Here is a 20565-nt window from a genome sequence, read left to right on the forward strand (position 1 = left end):
GCAGCCTCGCACGGGGTGGATGGGGCACCTCGCTGAGACTGTCGCCAGCTGATTGATCGTGCGAGGCTGGTGGCCATGACCGCACAGAACACCGAACCGGGCGACCGACCGCTGTGGCAGCTGCACGAGCAGCTGCAGTCCCGCACGTTCACCGACCTGACGCACGCCTTCTTTCCGGGCATGCCGCACTTCTCGGCATTTCCCGACGAGGTGCGCCACCAGAGGTTCGACGTCGATCCTGACGGGTTCGCCGTGCATCGCTACGAGCTGGTGGGCCAGTGGGGCACGCACTGCGACCCGCCCTCGCACTTCGTCGACGGGGCGCGCCCGATCGACGAGATCCCCGTGCAGCAGATGATCTTGCCGCTCGTGGTGCTCGACATCTCCGACCGGGTGCGCGACGATCCTGACGCCGTCCCGACCCTCGCCGACGTCGCCGCGTGGGAGGATCGGAACGGGGTCATGCCCGCCGGTTCGTTCGTGGCGCTGCGTACCGACTGGCACCAGCGCTGGCCGGACAACGAGGCCATGGCCAATCACGACGATGGCGGCGTCAGCCACATCCCCGGATGGTCCCGTGAGGTCGTGGTCGACCTCGTCGAGCGCGTCGGCGTGACCGCCATCGGCCACGAGACGACCGACACCGATCCGGGTTCGTCGACCTCGGCCGGCGACTACGGGCTCGAGCTGTTCCTGCTGCAGCACGACAAGTGGCAGATCGAGCTGATGGCCAACCTGGACCAGGTTCCCGAGGTGGGCGCCCTGATCGTGGCCTCGTGGGGCAAGCCCAAGGGTGGGTCCGGCTTCCCCGCGCGCGTCTTCGCCATCCACTGAGCCGCAGGAGGGTTTGGGGCCATCCGTCTCGGGTACATCACGCGTGACCGTGTCGCATCTGCGACACACCCCCGAGAAAGGATGTCGCCCCGTGGTCAACATCAAGCGGCTTCCCCCTCCCATCTGGGAGTCCTACGAGTGGCAGTTCGATGGCGCCTGCGCCGAGGTCGACGTCAACCGGTTCTTCTCCCCCGAGCACGAGCGTGGCTTCGCCCGCGAACAGCGAGAGAGCGCAGCCAAGGCGTTCTGCGCCCGCTGTCCCGTCGTCGCGGAGTGCCTCCAGCATGCGATGTCGGCCCGCGAGGAGCACGGCGTGTGGGGCGGACTGAATCCCCGTGAGCGTTCGGACCTGGCAGCAGACAAGGTGGCCACGTCAGACGGGACGGAGACGGCGGCCTAGCTGGGATCGTAGGTGGCGCTTCGAGTGGAGCGGTTCGCCACGATCCACGCGGCAATGTCACGCAGCTTCGTGTTGTGGTCCTGCGACTGGCGCCGCATGAAGGTGAAGGCCCGGTCGGCGTCGATGTCGAAGCGCTCCATCAGGACCCCCTGGGCCTGGCCGATGAGCTTGCGTGCGTCGATCGCCACCTGGAGGCCGTCCTCGTTGTGGGCGGCGGCGATGGCCACGGAGGCGTGACGGCTGAAGATGGTGGCCACGGCGACGTCGTCCTCGGTGAAGGCGTGGGGTTCGGCGCCGTACAGGTTGATCGACCCGTACCGTCGTCCCCGCGTCTCCAGACGGACACTGACCGCGCTGCGCATTCCGAGTCGGTGAACCGCCGGACCCCAGGTGCTCCACCGTGGGTCCTTGGACGTGTCGGGCACGGAGTAGATGTGATCCCCGTCGAGCGCGTCGAGGCAGGGCCCTTCGTCGTGCACGATCTGTAGGTCGTGCGACTCGGCCACGCGCGAGGAGGTGGCTGCCGCGGTCTCGATGTGTCGGCGAGCGTGCACCAGCATGATGCCGACATCGGCGCAGTCCACCGCGATGCGGGCGTACTCCGCGATGCGTTGCACCGTGGCGTCGGCGTCGGGCTCGTCATACAGGTCGAGTGCCATGTGTGAGAAGAACGTGTCAGCGTCGACCTCGCCCACGGTGTGGCGTCGAGTCGAGCGCGGGAGGTCCATGCGGGTATCCAATCACCTCACGCGGTCCTTGTCTCGCGGGCGTGGCTCAGGTTTCGGTCGTAGCCTCGGGGGGTACATCGACGCAACAGGAGGCCGATGATGTTCGATGGTTCCGCCCAGAGTCCGACCGTGACGATCTATGCCCGGCACACCCCGCTGATCGCTCGGATCGCCGACGAGATTCGCGCTCGAGGAGCGTCCACGCACACCGTCTCGATCGAGACCGGCTGGGTCAAGACGGTGTCGCGCGCGCTGATGGTGCTCGACTCGCCCGCAGGCATGTCCGCAGCGCGCGGTCTGTGCGAGGCCGATCCGCACGGGACCCGGGTGGTGGCTCTGCTCACCGACGAGTCGGACGTCGACGCCGAGGACCTGTGCGATCGCTGCATCGAGCGCCATGACGTGGTCGTCCTGCGCAGCGCGGACGACGACGTGGTCGAGCGCGCCGTCGACGAGCTGGTGGGAACGTCATCGACCTGACCGTCTCGGACCCGACCTGCGTGTCGGTGGACCGCCCGGGCAGGCGTCCGGTCAGGCAGCGATCGGCCCCATGGCCGTGCGGAGGTCGGCGAGGAGCCGCTTGAGGCGGCGGGACACCTGCATCTGGCTGACGCCCGTCCGGTCGGCGATCTGCTGCTGGGTGAGGTGCTGGTAGAACCGCAGGTCGAGCAGCTCTCGCTGGCTGGCGTCCAGACTGCTCATGGCCGATCCCACCGTGGCGAGATCGTCCACGTGTCCGTACTGGTCGTCGGACTCATCGACCACGAGGTCCCCGAGCGACATCGTCGAGCCCTGGGTCACGGGCAGATCCAGTGACGAGGCCGTGAAGCAGCCGGATGCAGCACGCGCCTCGCAGACCTCCGCGGCGTCGACGCCCAGGGTGGCCGCCAGGTGGTCGGACGTGGGGGCGGTCGAGTGCTGCTGCCAGTGCTCAGCGCTGGCGCGCGTGATGTCGACCTGCAGCTCCTGCAGGCGCCGGGGCAGCTTGACGGTCCAGCACACGTCGCGGAAGTACCGCTTGATCTCGCCGAGGATCGTGGCCGTGGCGAAGGCGGCGAAAGCGCCCTTGTCGGGATCGAACCCACGCATGGCCTTGACAAGAGCCAAGCTGGCGACCTGCACCAGGTCGTCACGGTCGGCCCCACGGTCGAGGTAGCGGTGCGCCAGCGCGGTCGCGAGCGGCAGATGAAGTCGAACGATCTCGGCCTCGATCTCGTGCAGACGAGCCGGTTCGGCGTCGATGCGATCGGCGAGAAGACGGTTGGTGGTGCTGTCAGATGCTGCGTTCACGTCGAGCCCTCCCAGGGCTAGAACTGCGAACGGCTACTGCATAACCGCGTTACATCAAGCGTGACACTTTCCCACTCAATGCGCAACAGCCCGGCCCGACCAATGTCGGACCGGGCTGTTGCGGTGGTTCAGGACTTCGGGGTGGGCGGCTTCGTGGCGCCGCCGTCCCGGGGATCTTCGGGCTTGTCGTCGTGCGACGCAGCCTTCTTCTCCGGTGCTGCCTTGGCAGCCTCAGCGGCCTGGGCAGCGGGCGCCGCGGGTGTGGCCTGGGGCGCCGGGGCGGCTGACTTGGCGGCGGCCGGCGTCGAGGTCGGGGTGTTCACCCGGGGCGGAGCCGGAGCGGGCGGCGGGGGCGGCGAGGACGGTCCGCCGTCGACGGAGGCCTGACGCTGGCGCAGCGTGGCGAAGATCGCGCCACCGACGGCAGCGACGGCGGCCAGCGAGAACACGCGACGCACCCGCTTGCCACGCTGCTGCTTCTTGATCGCCTTCTTCTGCTTCTTGGTCATCAGGACCTCGGGCTGCTCGACCTCGGAGAGTCGACCGCGGGCCTCCTTGCTCAGCTCACGGGCCTGCTCGGCCAGCTGCGCGCTGACGACGGGGGCCCTCTCGGCGACCGTGTGGCTGAGGTCGCGGGCCTGCTCGGCCAGCTGCGCGCCGACGACGGGGGCCTTCTCGGCGACCGTGTGGCTGAGGTCGCGGGCCTGCTCGGCGAGCTGGGCGCGCACGCCGGGTGCCTTGTCGACTGCGGCCTCGCCGAAGTCTCGGGCGCGGCTGGCTGCGTCATCGCGGGCGGACTTCAGGCGGTCGGCGAGCTGATCGGACTTCTTCGCTCTCTTGAACGGCTTCATGATCGAACCCTACGCGGATTCAGGGTCGAACACCCGAAGCGGGTACGTCGTGGCGCACACCGCGCCAGCTCGCATGCCGCAGCTGACCGCTGGCGGTCCACTCCGCGAAGGTGACTTCGCCCACGATGACCGGCTCGACCCACCGTGCCGTTCGTGCGACATCGGCCGGCACGTCAACGAGGGGACTCTCGGCGATCTCCAGCGGATTCAGCGCGGTGGTGAGGCGTTGGAGGGCCGCGTCGGTGAAGCCGGTACCGACCCGGCCCGCGTAGGACAGGCGATCCTCGCGATGCACCGCGACCACCAGCGAGCCGATGCTCTCGGCCCGCGCTCCCCGCCCCGGGGACCATCCGCAGACCACCACGTCCTGGGTGCGTTGGTGCTTGATCTTGACCCACGACGATCCGCGACCGCTGCGGTACACGGCGCTGCATCGCTTGGCGATGACCCCTTCCAGACCCTGTTCGAGGCTGTGTGCCACGGCCTCGTCCAAGGCCCCGTCGAAGGCCGGCGGAACCCTCACGATCGCCTCGGGGTCGTCGCCGATGTCGAGTGCAGCGAGGGCCTCTCGTCGCGCTGTGTACGGCTGCTCGCGCAGGTCCTGGTCGCGCTGGGCGAGCAGGTCGAACACCAACAGGTGCGCCGGCGCCTGCCGTGCCGCCGCCGCGACATCGCGCGCGCTCGTGACTCCCATGCGGTGCTGCAGCAGTCCGAAGTCCGGCGCGCCGTCGGAGCCGAAGGCGACGATCTCGCCGTCCAGTGCCGTGCCGGTCAGGGTGGGATCGGCAGCGAGGGCTTCGCAGATCTCCGGATACGACACGGTGAGGTCGTGGCCGTTGCGACTGGTGAGCCGTGCGCCGTCGTCGTGAACGTGTGCGACGGCGCGGATCCCGTCCCACTTCATCTCATAGGCCCAGTCGTCGGCGGAGCGCACCGTGGACTCGCGACCCACCGAGGCCAGCTGCACCTCGGTCCCGGACACGGTCACCTGCTCGGGGTGCGGCCGGTGGCCGAGGTCCGCGAGGGGGTCACCCGAGGTCTCGACCCGTTCGAGGACCTCGGTGAACATCAGCTGAGCCAGATCGTCGTCGATCTCGTCCCACATCCGCGGTGCGGCGACGTGCGGCAGGACGGTGCCACGCAACGAGTACGGCGAGATCGTGGTCTTGTTGCCGTTGTTCTGGCTCCAGTCGACCAGCACCTTGCCCCGCCGGACGCTCTTCGACATCGAGCTGACCACCAGGTCGGGCAGCTGTGACTGCAGTGCCTCGGCCAGGGTCCTGGCGAACGCGTTGACGTACTCGGTGTCGTGGGTGCCGTCGAGTGCGGCGTACAGGTGCAGCCCCTTCGACCCGCTGGTGACCGGGAGGGCCTCGAGTCCGACCTCGCCGAGCATCGCCCTCGCCTCGTGAGCGACGGAGGCACACTCGGCCAGGCCGACGCCGGGACCCGGGTCGAGATCGAGCACCAGACGGTCAGGGCGCGGCTGGTCGGCTGGGCCGTCGGTGACTCTCCACTGCGGGGTGTGCAGCTCGAGCGCGCCGACCTGGCCCAGCCAGGCAAGGTCCGCCGCGTGCTCCACGAGCGGGTACTCGGCCTCGTGCCGGTCGTGCGCGATGCGGTGGCGACGAATCCACCGGGGTGCCGATGGCGGCAGGTTCTTCTCGAAGAAGACCTCGCCCGGGCGCGCCGGCGTGCCCACTCCGTGCACCCAGCGTTTGCGGGTCACGATGCGGCCCGCGAGATGGGGCAGCAGCACAGGAGCGATCGTCACGAGGTACGCGATGATCTCGGCCTTGGTCGTCCCGGTCTCGGGGTACAGCACCTTGTCGGGATGTGTCAGACGCAGACGGTGGCCGCCGAGCGTCACGGTCTGCGACGCGGTGGGTCCTGCCACGTCAGCCGGTCTTCTTGGCAGGCGCCTTCTTCGCGGCCGCCTTCTTGGCGCCCCCAGCCTTCTTGGTCGCTGCCTTCTTGGTCGCCGTCTTCTTCGCGGCAGGCGCTTTCGTGGCTGACGTCTTCTTCGGCGTGGTGGTCTTCGCGTCATCGTCGGCGCTCGACCCGGCCTTGCGCTTGTCGATGCTGCGGCGCAGCGCCTCCATGAGGTCGATGACCTCGGCCTCGTCGCCGCTGCCCTCACCGCCGCCGAACGTCGCCTCGGTGTCGAGCGCGTCGCCCTGCTCGAGCTTGGCGTCGACGAGCTGGCGCAGCTGCTCCTGGTAGTCGTCGGTGAACTCCGCGGAGTCGAAGTCGCCCGACAGCGACTCGACCAGCTGGGCGGCCATGTCGGACTCCTTCTTGGTGACCGAGACCTTCTCCTCCAGCACGCCGAAGTCGGGGGTGCGGACCTCGTCGTCCCACAGGAGCGTCTGCAGCATCAGGACGTCGCCTCGCACCCGCATGGCCGCGAGGTGGGTGCGCTGGCGCAGCGCGAATCGGACGATGGCCGTGCGGTCGGTGTCCTCGAGCGCCTGGCGCAGCAGGGAGTAGGGCTTGAGCGACTTGGGGTCCGGCTCGAGGAAGTAGCTCTTGTCCATGCGCAGCACGTCGACCTGGTCGGCCGGGACGAACTCGATGACCTCGATCTCGTGGCTGCGCTCGGCCGGCAGGGACGCGAGGTCGTCGGGCGTCAGGACCACGGTGCGGTCGCCGTCGTCGTAGGCCTTCTGGATGTCGTCGTACGCCACGACCTCGTCGCAGATCTCGCACTTGCGCTGGTACCGGATGCGACCGCCGTCCTCGCCGTGCACCTGGTGCAGGGAGACGTCGTGGCTCTGGGTGGCGCTGTAGACCTTCACCGGCACGTTGACGAGGCCGAAGCTGATGGCGCCCTTCCAGATCGATCGCATTGCCCCAGTGTTTCCTACTGCTGTGCTCGGCGCCAGAGCATGGGTGACCAGACCGTGGAAGTACGGCACGATGAGCAGATGAACTCCACGATCACTCGCGTGTTCCATGCGTCGCTCGCGATGCTGATCGCCGCGGCTGTCGTCTGGCAGACGGTGATCAGCGCCGACGCGGGCCGCAGCCTGGTCAACCTGTTCAGCTACTTCACGATCCAGTCGAACCTGCTCATCATGGTCGGGGCGGCCGGAGTGGCACTCGATCCGCATCGCTCGGACCGCATCTTCGGCGCGGTCCGGGTCGCCGGTCTGGTCGGCATCACGGTCACCGGCATCGTCTACGCCACGGTCCTGGCCGGGACCGTCCCGCTCGAGGGTGCTGACCGGGTGCTCGACACGATCTTCCACTACATCGTGCCGGCGGCCTCGGTCATCGGCTTCGTCCTGATCCAGCCGCGCACCCCGTTGCAGCGCTCCGCCTGGTGGGCGCTCGTGTGGCCGGTCGGCTGGTTGGTCTACACGCTGCTGCGCGCCGTCACCTTCTCGCCGACGTTCACGATCACCGAGACCACCACGGCGCGGGTGCCGTACGACTTCCTCGACTTCGACGCCAACGGTGCAGGCTCTGTCGCGATCGCCTGCGTCGTCGTGACCGCGATCGCCGTCGCTCTGACGGCGTTCTACCTGCGCGTCGGTGGAGTCAGGCGCGAGGTCGAGCCGGCGTGAGACCGGCCGGTCGGCCCAGCAGGCCACGTCGGTCGGCGCCGACCTCGAAGACGTAGGTCGCGAAGGGCACGACGGCCGAGACGAGCGCGACGACCAGGACCAGCAGGCTCCACCCGAAGCGCCGCCACGCCACGATCGAGGCGATCACGAAGGCGACGAAGACACCGCCGTGCAGTGCACCGGCGACGGGCACGCCGCCTTCGGGGATGCCGAACGGCTCGGACTCGGTGACGTACTTGGCGAACATCGCCGCCAGCAGCAGGGCCCACGAGACCGCCTCGGCGACCGCTACGACCCGAAAGATGGTGCGGGTCATGGACGTGGGCGGGGCGGCGGCCGAGGACGTGGTCACGGCGTCCACGGTACCTGCGACATCGCAACGAAACATCGACCGGTGAGAATGCTCGCATGGCCTTTCTGCTGCGCGTCGCGCTGACGGACGTCCCGGGCTCCTTGGGCGCTCTCGCCACGGCCCTGGGTGGTGCTGGCGCCGACATCGAGGCCATCGAGATCGTCGAACGCCGCGCCGACGGTCGCGTCATCGACGACGTGCTGCTCGAGCTGCCGCCGCAGGTCATGCCCGATGCGCTGGTCACGGCGTGCCACGGTCTCGAGGGCGTCGAGGTGCAGTGGGTCTCGCGCTACACGGCCGGCGCCAACCTCAGCATGGATCTGGAGGCTGTCGAGCGATTCACCGAGGACCCGGCGCGTGCGATCGACCTGCTGGTCGAGGTCGTGCCGGCGACCTTCCGCACCGACTGGGCCATGGCCCTGCAGCGCGACGAGAACGGCGCGATGATCTACGCAGCCTCCCCGACCGCGCCGCACCTGGTGCCTGCAGCCGATCAGTGGCTGGACCTGCCGGGACGACAGACGCTGCAACCCGCGCCGGAATGGGACAGCACCGTCCTCGCTGCCGCGCCGGGATCGACCCGCGGGTTAGGTCCCTTCGTGGTGATCGTCGGACGTCACGGTGGCCCTGAGTTCCTCGCCTCCGAAGTCGCCCGCCTGGGCCACATGGTCTCCCTCGCGGCCTCGGTCCAGGCCCCTAGGTCAGCCGAAGGTGCGGGTGGCCGGTGACGTGGTCTTGGCCGGATCGCGTTCGGCGATGTCGCCGAGCGCCTCGTCGATCGCGGCCATCGCGTCGGCGTCGAGCGTGACGCCGGCGGCCTTGACGTTCTCGGTGACCTGCTCGGGACGGCTGGCCCCGATGATCGCCGAGGACACGTTGTCGTTGGCCAGCACCCACGCGATGGCGAGCTGAGCCAGGCTGAGACCCGCTTGCTCCGCCACCGGCGTCAGTCGTTGGACACGTTCGAGCACGTCGTCGTCCATGAATCGCGAGATCATGTCGGCGCCGCCCTTCTCGTCGGTCGCGCGCGATCCGGCAGGCAGGTCCGCGCCCGGCTTGTACTTGCCGGTCAGCACGCCCTGCGCGATCGGCGACCACACGATCTGCCCGATGCCGAGCTCGCGCGAGGTCGGCACGACCTCGTCCTCGATGACCCGCCAGAGCATGTTGTACTGCGGCTGGTTGGAGATCAACGAGATCTTGAGCTCGCGGGCGAGGGCGTGAGCGGCCCGCAGCTCGTCGGCGCGCCACTCCGAGACGCCGATGTAGAGCGCCTTGCCCGAGTGCACGACGTCGGCGAAGGCCTCCATCGTCTCCTCCAGCGGCGTCTCGTGGTCGTAGCGGTGGGCCTGGTACAGATCGACGTGATCGGTGCCGAGGCGACGCAGCGACCCCTCGATCGACTCCATGATGTGCTTGCGCGACAGGCCGTGGTCGTTGTGCGCGCCAGGCCCGGTCGGGAAGTACACCTTCGTGAAGATCTCCAGACCCTCGCGACGCTCCCCGGCCAGTGCCTTGCCCAGCACCGTCTCGGCTGCGGTGTTCGCGTAGACGTCGGCGGTGTCGAAGGTCGTGATGCCCTCGTCGAGGGCCTGGCGGACGCAGGCGAGAGCGGCGTCCTCCTCGACCTGTGAACCGTGCGTGAGCCAGTTGCCGTACGAGATGGCCGAGATCTTCAGGCCACTCGCTCCAAGGTTGCGGATCTCCATGCGTTCGACACTAGCCACTTGACGTGAGCGGGGCCGATCGCAGCGGCTCCGCGATAGCCTCACCGCCATGAGCGCACTGGAATCGGTCTCCGACATCTTCGACCCCTCCGCCTGGACGGTGGTACCCGGCTTCGAGGGCCTGCAGGACCTCACGTACCACCGGGCCAACGATCACGGCACGGTCCGTATCGCCTTCGACCGGCCCGAGGTGCGCAACGCCTTCCGGCCCGGCACGGTCGACGAGCTGCTGGCGGTGCTGGAGCACGCGCGGACGTCCTCGGACGTCGGGTGCGTGCTGTTGACCGGCAACGGTCCGTCGCCCAAGGACGCCGGCTGGGCGTTCTGCTCGGGAGGCGATCAGCGCATCCGCGGCAAGGTCGGCTACCAGTACGAGGTCGAGGGTGGGGCGCCCCAGACCGTCGACAAGGGCAAGCTCAGCCGCCTGCACATCCTGGAGTGCCAGCGCCTGATCCGATTCATGCCCAAGATCGTGATCGCCGTGGTGCCGGGCTGGGCGGCTGGCGGCGGGCACAGCCTGCATGTCGTGGCCGACCTGACGCTCGCCTCGGCGGAGCACGCCAAGTTCAAGCAGACCGACGCCGACGTGGGGTCGTTCGACGGCGGCTTCGGCTCGGCCTACCTCGCCCGCCAAGTCGGGCAGAAGTTCGCCCGCGAGATCTTCCTGCTCGGCGACGAGTACTCCGCCGACGATGCGCACCGGATGGGCATGGTCAACAAGGTGGTGCCGCACGCCGAGCTCGAGGCCGAGGCGCTGGAGTGGGGCCGCAAGATCAATGCCAAGAGCCCCACGGCCCAGCGGATGCTCAAGTACTCGTTCAACATGATCGACGACGGACTGGTCGGCCAGCAGGTCCTGCTCGGCGAGACCACTCGCCTGGCCTACATGACCGACGAGGCCGCCGAGGGTCGCGACGCCTTCCTCGAGAAGCGTGCGCCCGACTTCAGCGAGTACCCCTGGTACTACTGAGCCTTAGGGGGAAACATCGCCGTCTGGCGGTTCGGTCACCTCGACCTCCTCGTACGGACCCTCCTGCGCCTCGACCGGTACGAGCATGTCGATCGGGTCGGCGCCCTCGATGTCGAGGGTGAGCTCGACGAACAGCCCGACGGGTAGATCAGCGGCCGAGACCGAGATGGCTGGCTGGCGGGCGAGCTCGACGGGCTGGCCGGCGGGGAGCGGCACCTCGCCCGGGATCACGGCTGCCTGCGCCGGGCCCCGCTCGGTGTCAACGTCGGCTCCGGCGAGCCTCTGCGGCTCCTGGGTGGTGTTGATGAGGGTGCCGACGACCCGTCCGTTGCCGTCGCCATCGACGACGATCGCGACCCCGAGGGCATCGGTGCCAGCAGTGCGCTCGTTGCTGCCGATGGACACTTCGTTGCGTTCGTCGTCCTCGGACGGACCCACGCACCCTGCGAGCAGGACCGGCGAGCCGATCGCGATGACCAGGAGGGCGGTCCGGGTGGAGGCTTTCATGCCTTCTTTATAGCGCAAACGTGGTGACATCAGACCCCTGTCGCCTGCCGCTGCATCAGCCACCAGAGCACCGAGGTGCAGGTCGTCAGGAGCGCTGGGTGCGCTCCCCCTGAGGCGACAGCCGGGTCTTCCTGGTGATGAGCAGCCCAGCCACCGTGGCCAGCGGGACCATCACCAGGGAGTAGACGGCGGCAGGGACCGCGAGCTGCTTCTCGTCGAGGACGCTCAGCGCCACGGTGATGGCCAGCGTGCCGTTGTGGATGCCGACCTCGAAGGCCGTGGACAGAGACTGTCTCTCGCTGACGCCGGCTGCGCGGGGAAGAAGATAGCCGACCGTCAAGCTCAGCGCGCAGAACACCGAGGTGAGGATGCCGATGTCCGTGAGGTAGTCCGCGACGTTGGCTCGCTCGGCAACGATCGCGCCGACGACGACGGCCACCAGGATCACGATCGACAAGATGCGCACCGGACGATCGGCTCGGGCCGCGAAGGCAGACGATCGCGAACGGACGATCATGCCCAGCACCACAGGGATCAAGACGATGGCAAAGACCTGGACCATCTTCGCGAACTGGAGGCCGACGTCGCCGTCCGCGTCGGGCCTGAAGTAGTCCGTCGAGAGGTTCACCACGATCGGCAGCGTGATCACGGCGATGACCGAGTTGACCGCGGTGAGGCTGATGTTGAGCGCGACGTCGCCATGGAAGAGGTGGCTGAAGAGGTTGGCGGTGGTTCCGCCCGGCGAGGCCGCCAACAACATCATTCCCACGGCGAGGGCGGGGGGCGGATCGAGCAGGATGATCAGTCCGAAGCACATCAGGGGCAGGATGAGCAGTTGCGTCCCGAGGGCAAGGGCGACCGCCTTGGGCTCACGGGCCGTGCGACGGAAGTCCTCGACGGTCAACGCGAGCCCGAGTCCGAACATGACAATCGCCAGGGCGACGGGCAGGCCGATGGAACTGAGTGCAGAATCCACGGGGTGTTCCTTTCAGAGGTGAGTCAGGCAAACGGGTTGGTGCGCTGCCACACCTGCGGGAGCACCAGCAATACACCAGTCTCGGCGCAGCGGCGCTCCAGGTGGCGCACGCTGGTCTCGAAGTCGTCGAAGCGGCGCGGCAGGGTGCGCACGGGGCGGGTCAGCGCACGGGTGAAGTTGTCCCAGTGAATGGGCACGACCCGGCGCGCGCCGGTCGCCTCCACCACCTCGCGCCAGTAGGCGTCCCGGAACTCTTCGGTCTGGTGGCCCAGCGCGCCGATGCCCAGGTAGACGGTGTCCACCGGGAAGGGTGTGAGGACTCCGGGCAGGAAGTTGGCGCTCGCATGGATGAGCAGCGCCCCGTCCGGGTGTGCGACATGGAAGGAGTAGCAGTCGCCGGTCTTGAGGTCGGTCAGTCGAGGGCTTGACGACACCGGGTGCTCGATGTGCCCCGGAGCGAGGTCGCCGGGGCTGTGCTGCGCGGGGATCGCGGTGACGGTGAAGCGGCCGACCTGCACGGGCTGGCCGGTCTCGATCGGCCGGAACCGCGTCGGGTCGAAGTTCTGGGCCTCGGCGATGCGCCGGGTCGAGGTCGATCCGTGCAGGCTCGCTCCGGTGCGCCCGGCGACCTCCGCCGCATCGAGCGCGTGGTCGACGTGCGAGTGCGCCACGAACAGTGCATCGAGGTCAGTCAGACCGATCCGCGCGAGGGCCCCTGCCACGCGGGCTCGGTTGGTCGTGAGCCGTCCGAACCGGGCCCTCAGGAGCCCGGGGCGGGAGAAGAAGCCGTCGGTCATGATCGTGTTCTCGTCATCGGCGAGGAGCAGGGTGGAGACGCCGAGGAAGGTGACGTGGACACCCCCGCCGGGCACCACGCCGTCCTCGGTGGAGGTGTCGTAGAGATGGCGGTAGTCGGTCGGGTCGACGCTCGTCAGCCCGCTGAGCAGATCCTTGATCACGTCGTTGCCTTCGTTCGGGGGACGGGTACTCGGAGCGCTCGGGTCACCTGGGTCAGCGCGACGCGGTGGTGCAGGATACCGAGGTGCCCGACCCGCGCCCGGGGGTCGTGGTCCTGCAGCACCACGCGTGTCGCGTGGGGAACAGCCGGACACACAGCAGCCACCGACCGCGTCAGCGGGGACCGCAGACGCACGATCGGCGATCTGGTCGACGACCTACTCGTCGGCCGGCAGGTCACCCGCATCGGCCTCGCCGACCGCAGCCGCGAGCTCGGCCTCGCCCTCGCTCCGCGGCTGGACCTGCTCGTGCTGGTGGCTGAGGAGGGTGGCGACCAGATGACGCCCGAGAACATGGACACGCTCCTGGCGCAGCAGTGCCCGGAGCCCACCGTCCGCACTCTGGTCCGCGTGCGCGCCGGAGTGGCCGTCGCCGTCCTGCCGAGCGAGGGCACGAGCCACCAGGAGGCGGCTCGCCGGCGTCGATGGCGCGGGTGCGCCCTGACCGACCTGAAGGTGGCGGACCTGCCCCGTGCCCACCGTCTGGCCGAGCACGCACTCGACCGGGCTCCCGACCGTGCCTTCGCCGACCGGTTCGTTCTCGACGAGGCAGATGCGCAGGTGGTCGCTCTGCTGACGGGGCACGGCGATGCCGACTCGGACCGGCTCGACACGCTCCTGGCCGCCCCGCTGCGCAGGATCGGCGCAGGTCACCTGGCGCAGGGCCTGCAGGCCTACCTCGACACCGGGTCGGCGACCGAGGCCGCCGACCTGCTCGGCCTGCATGCGCAGACGATGAGATACCGCTTGCGGCGGATCACCGAGAGCACCGGCCGCGACCCGCGTCGACCGTGGGACCGCCTCGTCCTCGAGGGTGCCCTGATGGCTGCCGCCACTCGCTAGCGATGCACCCGCCTCCGGACGACGGCCGCCACTGCGAACGTCAGGCGCGGATGGACAGCTCGGTCGGTTCGTGGCGACCGCGCAGGACCTCGCTGCCGTGATCGGTCCAGTGCCCCGGCTCGTCGCTCATCGCCTCGTCGACGCTGCGGCGCGAGACCAGGACGTGGCCGGGGGCGTCCTTGGCCAGCTCGGTGAGGCGCGCGGCGGCGTTGACGGCGTCGCCGATCACGGTGAACTCGAACCGCGACCGGGCTCCGACGTTGCCGGCCACCGCCTCGCCGGTCGAGACGCCGATGCCGGCACCGACCTCGGGGACCTCCTCACCGAGCCGGTCGGCGATCGACCGCGCCGCAGCCAGTGCTGCGCCGGGGTGGTCGTCGAGGTGGGCCGGAGTGCCGAAGATCGCGAGCACCGCATCGCCCATGAACTTGTTGACCAGGCCGCCGTGGCGATCCACCTCCTCGACGATCACGGCGAAGAACCGGTTCAGCATGTCGACAACCTCCGCCGGTGGTCGGTCGGTCGCGAAGGCGGTCGAGCCGATGATGTCGATCATCAGCACGCTGACGTCGCGCGTCTCCCCACCGAGCACGGCCTCGTTGTCCGTCGCGGCTCGGGCGACCGACTCCCCGACATGACGACCGAACAGATCGCGAATCCGCTCACGCTCCTCGAGACCGGCGGCCATGTCGTTGAAACCGACCTGCAGCAGGCCGAGCTCGGTGGCGTCGTTGACCACGATGCGCGAGTCGAACGTGCCGTCGCGCACCGTGGCGAGCGCGGCGCGGACCGCCGAGATCGGGGTCACGACGGCCTGCGCATTCAGATACGTGACCAGCAGTCCGAAAACGATCAGGACGGCCGCCAACGACAAGATCGCGTAGGCGAAGCGGGCCAGGGTGACCTCCTCGGGACGCGTCAGGGCCACGAAGCAGGCCACGATCAGCCCGAGGACCGGCGCAGCCGTGCCGAGCAGCCAGAACACGAGCATGCGACGTCGCACGCCCGCCACCTGAAAGGGATTGTCGCGCTGGTCGGCGAGGGCGCGCGCTGCGATGGGGCGCAGGACGTACTCGGCGAACAGGTAGGCGATGGCGCTGACGACGATGCCGGCGATCGTCACGCTGGCGAAGGTCGGGACGGTTCCGGCCGGCTGGATCGATCGTGCCAGCGCGGTGAAGATGACGGCGGCGATCAGCCACAGGACGAGCTGGGCCACCGTGATGCGCCACGGCACCTTCAGCGCCGTGATGCGTTGCCGTTGGGTGGGCGGCTGGTCGTTCATCGCCCAGGCCAGCTCGCGCAGCGTGAGGCGGGTGATGAACAGCGTGCCCACGATGACCGCCGCGACGACGTACACCGGCACCGCGATCACCAGGGCTCGCAGAAAGTCCGGCGAGGGCCCGCCACCGGGGATGATCACGTAGTTCATCGCCACGACCACGATCGCCCCGATGACGTTGGTCCCGACCAGCAGCACCGTGAGCAACGTCTGGACGCGCACCCGCAGGGCGCGGGGGTCCTGTTCGTCGGAGCCCGGCACGCGCAGTCCGACACGGCGAAGCACAGCACGCACCGGCGCTCTCCTTCGTGGATGGGTCGTGGATGTCATGGTCCCACGACGCGCCAGAATCTCCAGTGATTGACATGATTCACCGCAGGGCGGGACTCTGTACCCGTGTGACCGACCCCCCGTTGGTTCTCGAAAGGAAGCTCCCATGGCGCGCAAGCCCGACCGTGAACTCGTCGACATCCTGACCCGGGTGACCGATTTCGACTCCAAGGTGATCTCTGCGCTGGCGACCGCCGGCGCCCGGGTCAACCTGCCCGACCGTTGGTCGGTGATGTCAGAGAAGACCCCGGCGGACATGGCCTACGTGCTGCTGGCCGGCGAGGCGGACGTGCGCAAGGACGGTCAGTCGATCGCGACCCTCGAACCGGGCGCGATCTTCGGTGAGGTCGCCCTGCTGCAGCACTCGCTGCGCAGCGCCTCGGTCTTCGCGGCCTCCAACATCACGGTCCTGCGCATCGACGCGGCGTCGCTGCAGAAGATCGCCGATGACCACCCGGGCTTCGCGCAATCGATGGCCGATCAGGCCGACATGCGGCGCGGCGGAAGCTGACGTCTGGCATCCAGCCAGTGAGACGCCTGTCTCACCCGGTGGTCGGCCACGGCGTCGAGCCGCTACCGTTCGCCGAATGAGCATCGGAATTGTCAGGGAGTCGCTCGCGGGCGAGACCCGCGTGGCGGCAACTCCCGCCACGGTCGAGCAGCTGATCAAGCTCGGGTACGACGTCCACGTGCAGACAGGCAGCGGCGAGCGGTCCAGCTTCACCGACGCCGCCTTCACTGCTGCCGGCGCGACGGTGGTCGCTGCGGACGAGGCCTGGCGCTGCGACGTGGTGTTCAAGGTCAACGCCCCCAGCAGCGAGGAGATCGGTCTGCTGGCCGACGGCGCGACCGTCGTGAGCCTGGTCGCGCCCGCCCAGAACGAGACCCTCCTCGACGAGCTGTCGCAGCGTGGGCTGACCGTGCTCGCCATGGACGCGGTGCCTCGCATCTCCCGAGCACAGTCGATGGACGTCCTGTCCTCGATGGCCAACATCGCCGGCTACCGGGCCGTCGTCGAGGCCGCCCACGAGTTCGGCCGGTTCTTCACCGGTCAGGTCACCGCTGCTGGCAAGGTCCCTCCGGCCACCGTGCTGGTCGCGGGCGCGGGGGTGGCAGGCCTCGCTGCGATCGGCGCGGCCTCGAGCCTGGGTGCCATCGTGCGGGCCACCGATCCGCGCGCCGAGGTGGCCGACCAGGTCAAGTCGATCGGCGGGGAGTACCTCGCGGTCGACGTGGAGACCGAGGCCAGCACCGACGGCTACGCCAAGGCCACCAGCGAGGACTACGACCGCCGGGCGGCCGAGATCTACTCCGAGCAGGCTGCCGAGGTCGACATCGTCATCACGACGGCGCTGATCCCCGGTCGCCCCGCTCCCCGCCTGATCACCGAGTCCGACGTCGCCTCGATGAGGCCCGGCAGCGTCATCGTCGACATGGCCGCGGCGTCGGGCGGCAACGTGGCCGGTTCGGTCGCCGGCCAGAAGGTCGTCACCGACAACGGCGTGACGATCCTCGGCTACACCGACCTGGCCGGTCGACTGCCCACGCAGGCCTCCCAGCTGTACGGGACCAACCTGGTGAACCTGATGAAGCTGCTGACGCCGGGCAAGGACGGGCAGCTCGTCCTGGACTTCGACGACGTGGTGCAGCGCGGTGTCACCGTCGTGCGCGACGGCGAGAAGACCTGGCCGCCGCCACCGGTGACGGTCTCGTCCGCGCCGGCTGCCGCGCCAGCACCACCGAAGGAGCCGGCGCCGCCGCCGGTGCCCGCGCCCGCCTGGCATCGCTGGGCGCTGATCGGCACGGGCGTTCTCGTCCTCTTCGGTGTCAACGCCTTCGCTCCGGCGCCCCTGCCGGAGCACTTCACGGTGCTGGTCCTGTCGGTCGTCATCGGCTACTACGTGATCGGCAAGGTGCACCACGCGCTGCACACACCGCTGATGAGCGTCACCAACGCGATCAGCGGCATCATCGTGGTCGGTGCCATGGTGCAGATCGGCGACCTCGGTGAGGTCGAGAACGGCGGCACGATCCGGGTGCTCGCCTTCATCGCGATCCTGCTGGCCTCCATCAACGTCTTCGGCGGATTCGCCGTGACCCGTCGCATGCTCAGCATGTTCTCCAAAGACTGAGCCTCCAAGGATTTATGAGCATGGATTCCCAGAGCATCGCCACCGCGGCATACATTGTCGCCTCCCTGTTGTTTATCCTGTCGCTGGCCGGGTTGTCCAAGCACGAGACCGCCCGCAACGGCATCATCTTCGGCATCGCCGGCATGACGATCGCGTTGATAGCCACCTTCATCGCGGTCGCCGACGTCGCCGACACCACCTCGGTGGTCCTGCTGGTGCTGGCCATCGCGATCGGAGCCTCGATCGGCCTGTGGCGCGCCCGCATCGTCGAGATGACCGGGATGCCCGAGCTGATCGCGCTGCTGCACTCCTTCGTGGGACTGGCAGCCGTTCTGGTCGGCTGGAACGGTTATCTCGAGCACAAGCCCTTCGCGCTGCAGTCGTTGGAGAACATCCACAACGCCGAGGTGTTCATCGGCGTGTTCATCGGCGCGGTCACCTTCACCGGGTCGATCATCGCCTACCTCAAGCTGTCGGCGCGGATGAAGTCGGCACCGTTGGTGCTCCCGGGCAAGAACTGGATCAACCTCGGCGCCCTGGCCCTGTTCGTCGTGCTCACGATCGCGTTCGTCATCAACCCGAACATCTACCTGCTCATCGCGGTCACCGTCGTGGCGCTGGCTCTCGGGCTGCACCTCGTGGCCTCGATCGGTGGCGGTGACATGCCCGTCGTCGTCTCGATGCTCAACAGCTACTCAGGGTGGGCTGCGGCGGCGTCGGGCTTCCTGCTCGACAACGACCTGCTGATCGTGACCGGTGCGCTGGTCGGATCTTCGGGCGCCTACCTGTCGTACATCATGTGCCAGGCGATGAACCGTTCGTTCATCTCGGTGATCGCCGGAGGATTCGGCATCGCGGCACCCGCGAGCGCCGACACCGACTATGGCGAGCACCGCGAGATCACCGCCGAGGACACCGCCGAGCTGCTGATCAACGCCACGTCGGTGATCATCACGCCCGGCTACGGCATGGCCGTGGCGCAGGCGCAGTACCCGGTCGCCGACCTGGTCCGCAAGCTGCGTGACCGGGGGGTCGAGGTGCGATTCGGCATCCACCCGGTGGCTGGCCGACTGCCCGGACACATGAACGTCCTGCTCGCCGAGGCGAAGGTCCCGTACGACATCGTGCTGGAGATGGACGAGGTCAACGACGACTTCACCGACACCTCCGTGGTGCTGGTCATCGGCGCGAACGACACGGTCAATCCGGCCGCCGCCGACGACCCGACCAGCCCGATCGCTGGCATGCCCGTGCTGCACGTGTGGGAGGCCCACGACGTCGTGGTGTTCAAGCGCTCGATGGCCGCCGGTTACGCCGGGGTGCAGAACCCGCTGTTCTTCCGCGACAACTCCCAGATGCTGTTCGGTGACGCCAAGGACAAGGTCGAGCAGATCATCCGCGCGCTCTGACCGCCGAGGAGTCACGGAGAACCGCTGAGGAGTCACGGAGACCTGTCGAGGAGTCACGCAGGCCGGACCGAGTGACTCGTCGGCGGGCGTACGTGACTCGTCAGCGGGTCTACGTGACTCGTCAGCGGCTAGTCGACGACGCCGTACAGCCGATCGCCGGCGTCGCCGAGGCCCGGCACGATGTAGCCGTTCTCGTCGAGCCGCTCGTCCATGCCTGCGGTGACCAGGCTGATGGGGATGTCCACGTCGGCCAGGTCGGACTCCAGACGCTGGACGCCTTCGGGAGCAGCCAGCAACGTGATGGCCGTGATGTGGTCGGCGCCGCGCTGCACCAGGAAGTCGATCGCCATGGAGAGCGACCCGCCGGTGGCGAGCATCGGGTCGAGCACGTAGCACTGGCGTCCGGTCAGGTCCTCGGGCAGGCGTTCCGCATAGGTAACGGCCTCGAGGGTCTCCTCGTTGCGCACCATGCCCAGGAAGCCCACCTCGGCGGTGGGAATCAGCCGTTGCATGCCCTCGAGCATCCCCAGTCCGGCCCGCAGGATCGGCACCACCAGGGGGCGCGGCTCGGACAGGCGCACACCGTGGGTGTCGGCCACCGGAGTCGTCACGTCGACCGGCTCGACCCGCACGTCTCGGGTCGCCTCGTAGGCCAGCAGGGTGACCAGCTCGTCGGCGAGGCGTCGAAAGGTGGGCGAGTCCGTCGTCCTGTCGCGCAGCACGGTGAGCTTGTGCGAGATGAGCGGATGATCTGCGACATGTACCTGCATGCCCCGAACCCTAGGACACGAACCTGTCGCGCCGTGCGGCTGCGCACGAGCCGCACTAGCGGCACGGCTCGGTCTTCTGTCACGATCAGCGCATGGGCGGGGATGCGGACGACGAGGACGAGGTCGACTTCGCGATCGCGGCGTATCGACGCGATGGTCGCTGGACGGTCGCTGAGCTGAAGCCGTCCTTGGGACACGACCTCGAGCAGCTGGGCGAGGCGCTGGCCCGTTTCTCCTCCGAGGTCGGGGTGCTGGGGCTGGTGTCGGTCAACGAGGACTTCTTCGTCCTCGTGCGTCGCGATGGCACCGGGATGCGCGTGGTCCTGTCCGACGTGACCGCCGTCGAGGAGTCCGACCTGGCCAGCGACGTCGCTGACCTGCTCGACCTGCCCGATGTCGACATCGACGACGACCCGCAGCCGGGGGGCGATCTGGGGATGCTGGCCGACCTCGGGGTCAGCGCGGCCGACCTGACCGATCTGTGCGGTGACGACGACTCGACTCCGGAGGACCTGTTGCTCGACATGGCCGAGCAGCTCGGCTTCGGCGACGAGCTCGAGTCAGTCCTCGGGTGAAGGG

At 68.7% G+C, this 20565-nt stretch carries 23 protein-coding genes; 11 read left to right on the top strand and 12 right to left on the bottom strand.

The window, feature by feature from the left end; genetic code table 11:
- The first annotated feature begins 75 nt into the window (after positions 1-75).
- Positions 76-834 (top strand): cyclase family protein, encoded by a 759-nt coding sequence (locus ACHAA3_RS10585; RefSeq protein WP_435708976.1) that lies wholly within the window; start codon positions 76-78, stop codon positions 832-834.
- A 91-nt stretch (positions 835-925) separates the two neighbouring features.
- Positions 926-1234 carry a WhiB family transcriptional regulator gene (locus tag ACHAA3_RS10590; RefSeq protein WP_435708977.1) on the top strand — a complete coding sequence of 103 codons (309 nt, stop codon included), beginning with the start codon at positions 926-928 and terminating at the stop codon, positions 1232-1234.
- Here the strand turns inward: ACHAA3_RS10590 and ACHAA3_RS10595 are convergent.
- Positions 1231-1962: a GAF and ANTAR domain-containing protein gene (locus ACHAA3_RS10595; protein WP_435708978.1), complete on the bottom strand. Its 732-nt coding sequence runs from the start codon at positions 1960-1962 to the stop codon at positions 1231-1233. The genes ACHAA3_RS10590 and ACHAA3_RS10595 overlap by 4 nt on opposite strands.
- A gap of 129 nt (positions 1963-2091) precedes the next feature.
- Here ACHAA3_RS10595 and ACHAA3_RS10600 point away from each other — a divergent pair, with 129 nt between their 5' ends.
- Entirely contained in the window at positions 2092-2442 is a 351-nt protein-coding gene (locus ACHAA3_RS10600) for a hypothetical protein (RefSeq protein WP_435708979.1), read from the top strand.
- 51 nt (positions 2443-2493) lie between these two features.
- Here ACHAA3_RS10600 and ACHAA3_RS10605 read toward each other — a convergent pair whose 3' ends face one another.
- The 4 genes from ACHAA3_RS10605 to ACHAA3_RS10620 form a co-directional block, all read right to left on the bottom strand.
- Positions 2494-3252 carry a sigma-70 family RNA polymerase sigma factor gene (locus ACHAA3_RS10605; RefSeq protein WP_435708980.1) on the bottom strand — a complete coding sequence of 253 codons (759 nt, stop codon included), beginning with the start codon at positions 3250-3252 and terminating at the stop codon, positions 2494-2496.
- Positions 3253-3380: 128 nt separating this feature from the next.
- Positions 3381-4103: a hypothetical protein gene (locus ACHAA3_RS10610; RefSeq protein WP_435708981.1), complete on the bottom strand. Its 723-nt coding sequence runs from the start codon at positions 4101-4103 to the stop codon at positions 3381-3383.
- A 19-nt stretch (positions 4104-4122) separates the two neighbouring features.
- Positions 4123-6000: a non-homologous end-joining DNA ligase gene (ligD, locus tag ACHAA3_RS10615; protein WP_435708982.1), complete on the bottom strand. Its 1878-nt coding sequence runs from the start codon at positions 5998-6000 to the stop codon at positions 4123-4125.
- A 1-nt stretch (position 6001) separates the two neighbouring features.
- Complete coding sequence (locus tag ACHAA3_RS10620; RefSeq protein WP_435708983.1) at positions 6002-6952, bottom strand: Ku protein; 951 nt, start codon at positions 6950-6952, stop codon at positions 6002-6004.
- 78 nt (positions 6953-7030) lie between these two features.
- On the opposite strand from ACHAA3_RS10620, the gene ACHAA3_RS10625 reads away from it, so the two are divergent.
- Positions 7031-7672 (top strand): Pr6Pr family membrane protein, encoded by a 642-nt coding sequence (locus ACHAA3_RS10625; protein ID WP_435708984.1) that lies wholly within the window; start codon positions 7031-7033, stop codon positions 7670-7672.
- Here the strand turns inward: ACHAA3_RS10625 and ACHAA3_RS10630 are convergent.
- The gene (locus ACHAA3_RS10630; protein WP_435708985.1) at positions 7647-8024 is read right to left on the bottom strand and encodes a DUF3817 domain-containing protein; all 378 of its coding nucleotides are present in this window, start codon (positions 8022-8024) and stop codon (positions 7647-7649) included. The genes ACHAA3_RS10625 and ACHAA3_RS10630 overlap by 26 nt on opposite strands.
- A 56-nt stretch (positions 8025-8080) precedes the next feature.
- Here ACHAA3_RS10630 and ACHAA3_RS10635 point away from each other — a divergent pair, with 56 nt between their 5' ends.
- Complete coding sequence (locus ACHAA3_RS10635) at positions 8081-8752, top strand: amino acid-binding protein (protein WP_435708986.1); 672 nt, start codon at positions 8081-8083, stop codon at positions 8750-8752.
- Here ACHAA3_RS10635 and ACHAA3_RS10640 read toward each other — a convergent pair.
- Positions 8726-9733 carry an aldo/keto reductase family protein gene (locus ACHAA3_RS10640; protein ID WP_435708987.1) on the bottom strand — a complete coding sequence of 336 codons (1008 nt, stop codon included), beginning with the start codon at positions 9731-9733 and terminating at the stop codon, positions 8726-8728. The two genes, ACHAA3_RS10635 and ACHAA3_RS10640, sit on opposite strands and share 27 nt — an antisense overlap.
- A gap of 67 nt (positions 9734-9800) precedes the next feature.
- Between ACHAA3_RS10640 and ACHAA3_RS10645 the strand changes: the two genes are divergently transcribed.
- Positions 9801-10721: a 1,4-dihydroxy-2-naphthoyl-CoA synthase gene (locus ACHAA3_RS10645; protein ID WP_435708988.1), complete on the top strand. Its 921-nt coding sequence runs from the start codon at positions 9801-9803 to the stop codon at positions 10719-10721.
- 3 nt (positions 10722-10724) lie between these two features.
- On the opposite strand, the gene ACHAA3_RS10650 is transcribed toward ACHAA3_RS10645, so the two are convergent.
- The 3 genes from ACHAA3_RS10650 to ACHAA3_RS10660 form a co-directional block, all read right to left on the bottom strand.
- On the bottom strand, positions 10725-11228 hold the full coding sequence (locus ACHAA3_RS10650) for a hypothetical protein (protein ID WP_435708989.1): 504 nt from the start codon (positions 11226-11228) through the stop codon (positions 10725-10727).
- Positions 11229-11313: 85 nt separating this feature from the next.
- Positions 11314-12204, bottom strand: coding sequence for a bile acid:sodium symporter family protein (locus ACHAA3_RS10655; protein ID WP_435708990.1), 891 nt, complete (start codon positions 12202-12204; stop codon positions 11314-11316).
- A 23-nt stretch (positions 12205-12227) separates the two neighbouring features.
- The gene (locus tag ACHAA3_RS10660; protein ID WP_435708991.1) at positions 12228-13163 is read right to left on the bottom strand and encodes an MBL fold metallo-hydrolase; all 936 of its coding nucleotides are present in this window, start codon (positions 13161-13163) and stop codon (positions 12228-12230) included.
- Between ACHAA3_RS10660 and ACHAA3_RS10665 the strand changes: the two genes are divergently transcribed.
- Positions 13107-14063 (top strand): PucR family transcriptional regulator, encoded by a 957-nt coding sequence (locus ACHAA3_RS10665; protein ID WP_435708992.1) that lies wholly within the window; start codon positions 13107-13109, stop codon positions 14061-14063. The two genes, ACHAA3_RS10660 and ACHAA3_RS10665, sit on opposite strands and share 57 nt — an antisense overlap.
- A gap of 40 nt (positions 14064-14103) precedes the next feature.
- On the opposite strand, the gene ACHAA3_RS10670 is transcribed toward ACHAA3_RS10665, so the two are convergent.
- Positions 14104-15639, bottom strand: coding sequence for an adenylate/guanylate cyclase domain-containing protein (locus ACHAA3_RS10670; protein WP_435708993.1), 1536 nt, complete (start codon positions 15637-15639; stop codon positions 14104-14106).
- A gap of 142 nt (positions 15640-15781) precedes the next feature.
- Here ACHAA3_RS10670 and ACHAA3_RS10675 point away from each other — a divergent pair, with 142 nt between their 5' ends.
- From ACHAA3_RS10675 to pntB, 3 genes are all read left to right on the top strand, one after another.
- Complete coding sequence (locus ACHAA3_RS10675) at positions 15782-16186, top strand: cyclic nucleotide-binding domain-containing protein (protein ID WP_435708994.1); 405 nt, start codon at positions 15782-15784, stop codon at positions 16184-16186.
- A 76-nt stretch (positions 16187-16262) separates the two neighbouring features.
- A complete protein-coding gene (locus tag ACHAA3_RS10680; protein ID WP_435708995.1) occupies positions 16263-17807 on the top strand; it encodes a Re/Si-specific NAD(P)(+) transhydrogenase subunit alpha in 1545 nt (514 codons plus the stop codon).
- 20 nt (positions 17808-17827) lie between these two features.
- Positions 17828-19216, top strand: a complete 1389-nt coding sequence (gene pntB / locus ACHAA3_RS10685) for a Re/Si-specific NAD(P)(+) transhydrogenase subunit beta (RefSeq protein ID WP_435708996.1) — start codon at positions 17828-17830, stop codon at positions 19214-19216.
- A 128-nt stretch (positions 19217-19344) separates the two neighbouring features.
- On the opposite strand, the gene upp is transcribed toward pntB, so the two are convergent.
- Positions 19345-19986 carry a uracil phosphoribosyltransferase gene (upp, locus tag ACHAA3_RS10690; protein WP_435708997.1) on the bottom strand — a complete coding sequence of 214 codons (642 nt, stop codon included), beginning with the start codon at positions 19984-19986 and terminating at the stop codon, positions 19345-19347.
- Positions 19987-20078: 92 nt separating this feature from the next.
- Here upp and ACHAA3_RS10695 point away from each other — a divergent pair, with 92 nt between their 5' ends.
- Complete coding sequence (locus ACHAA3_RS10695) at positions 20079-20561, top strand: tRNA adenosine deaminase-associated protein (RefSeq protein ID WP_435708998.1); 483 nt, start codon at positions 20079-20081, stop codon at positions 20559-20561.
- Positions 20562-20565 lie beyond the last annotated feature (4 nt).

This window comes from Aeromicrobium sp. CF3.5, from assembly GCF_051262695.1.
Taxonomy (GTDB): Bacteria; Actinomycetota; Actinomycetes; order Propionibacteriales; family Nocardioidaceae; genus Aeromicrobium.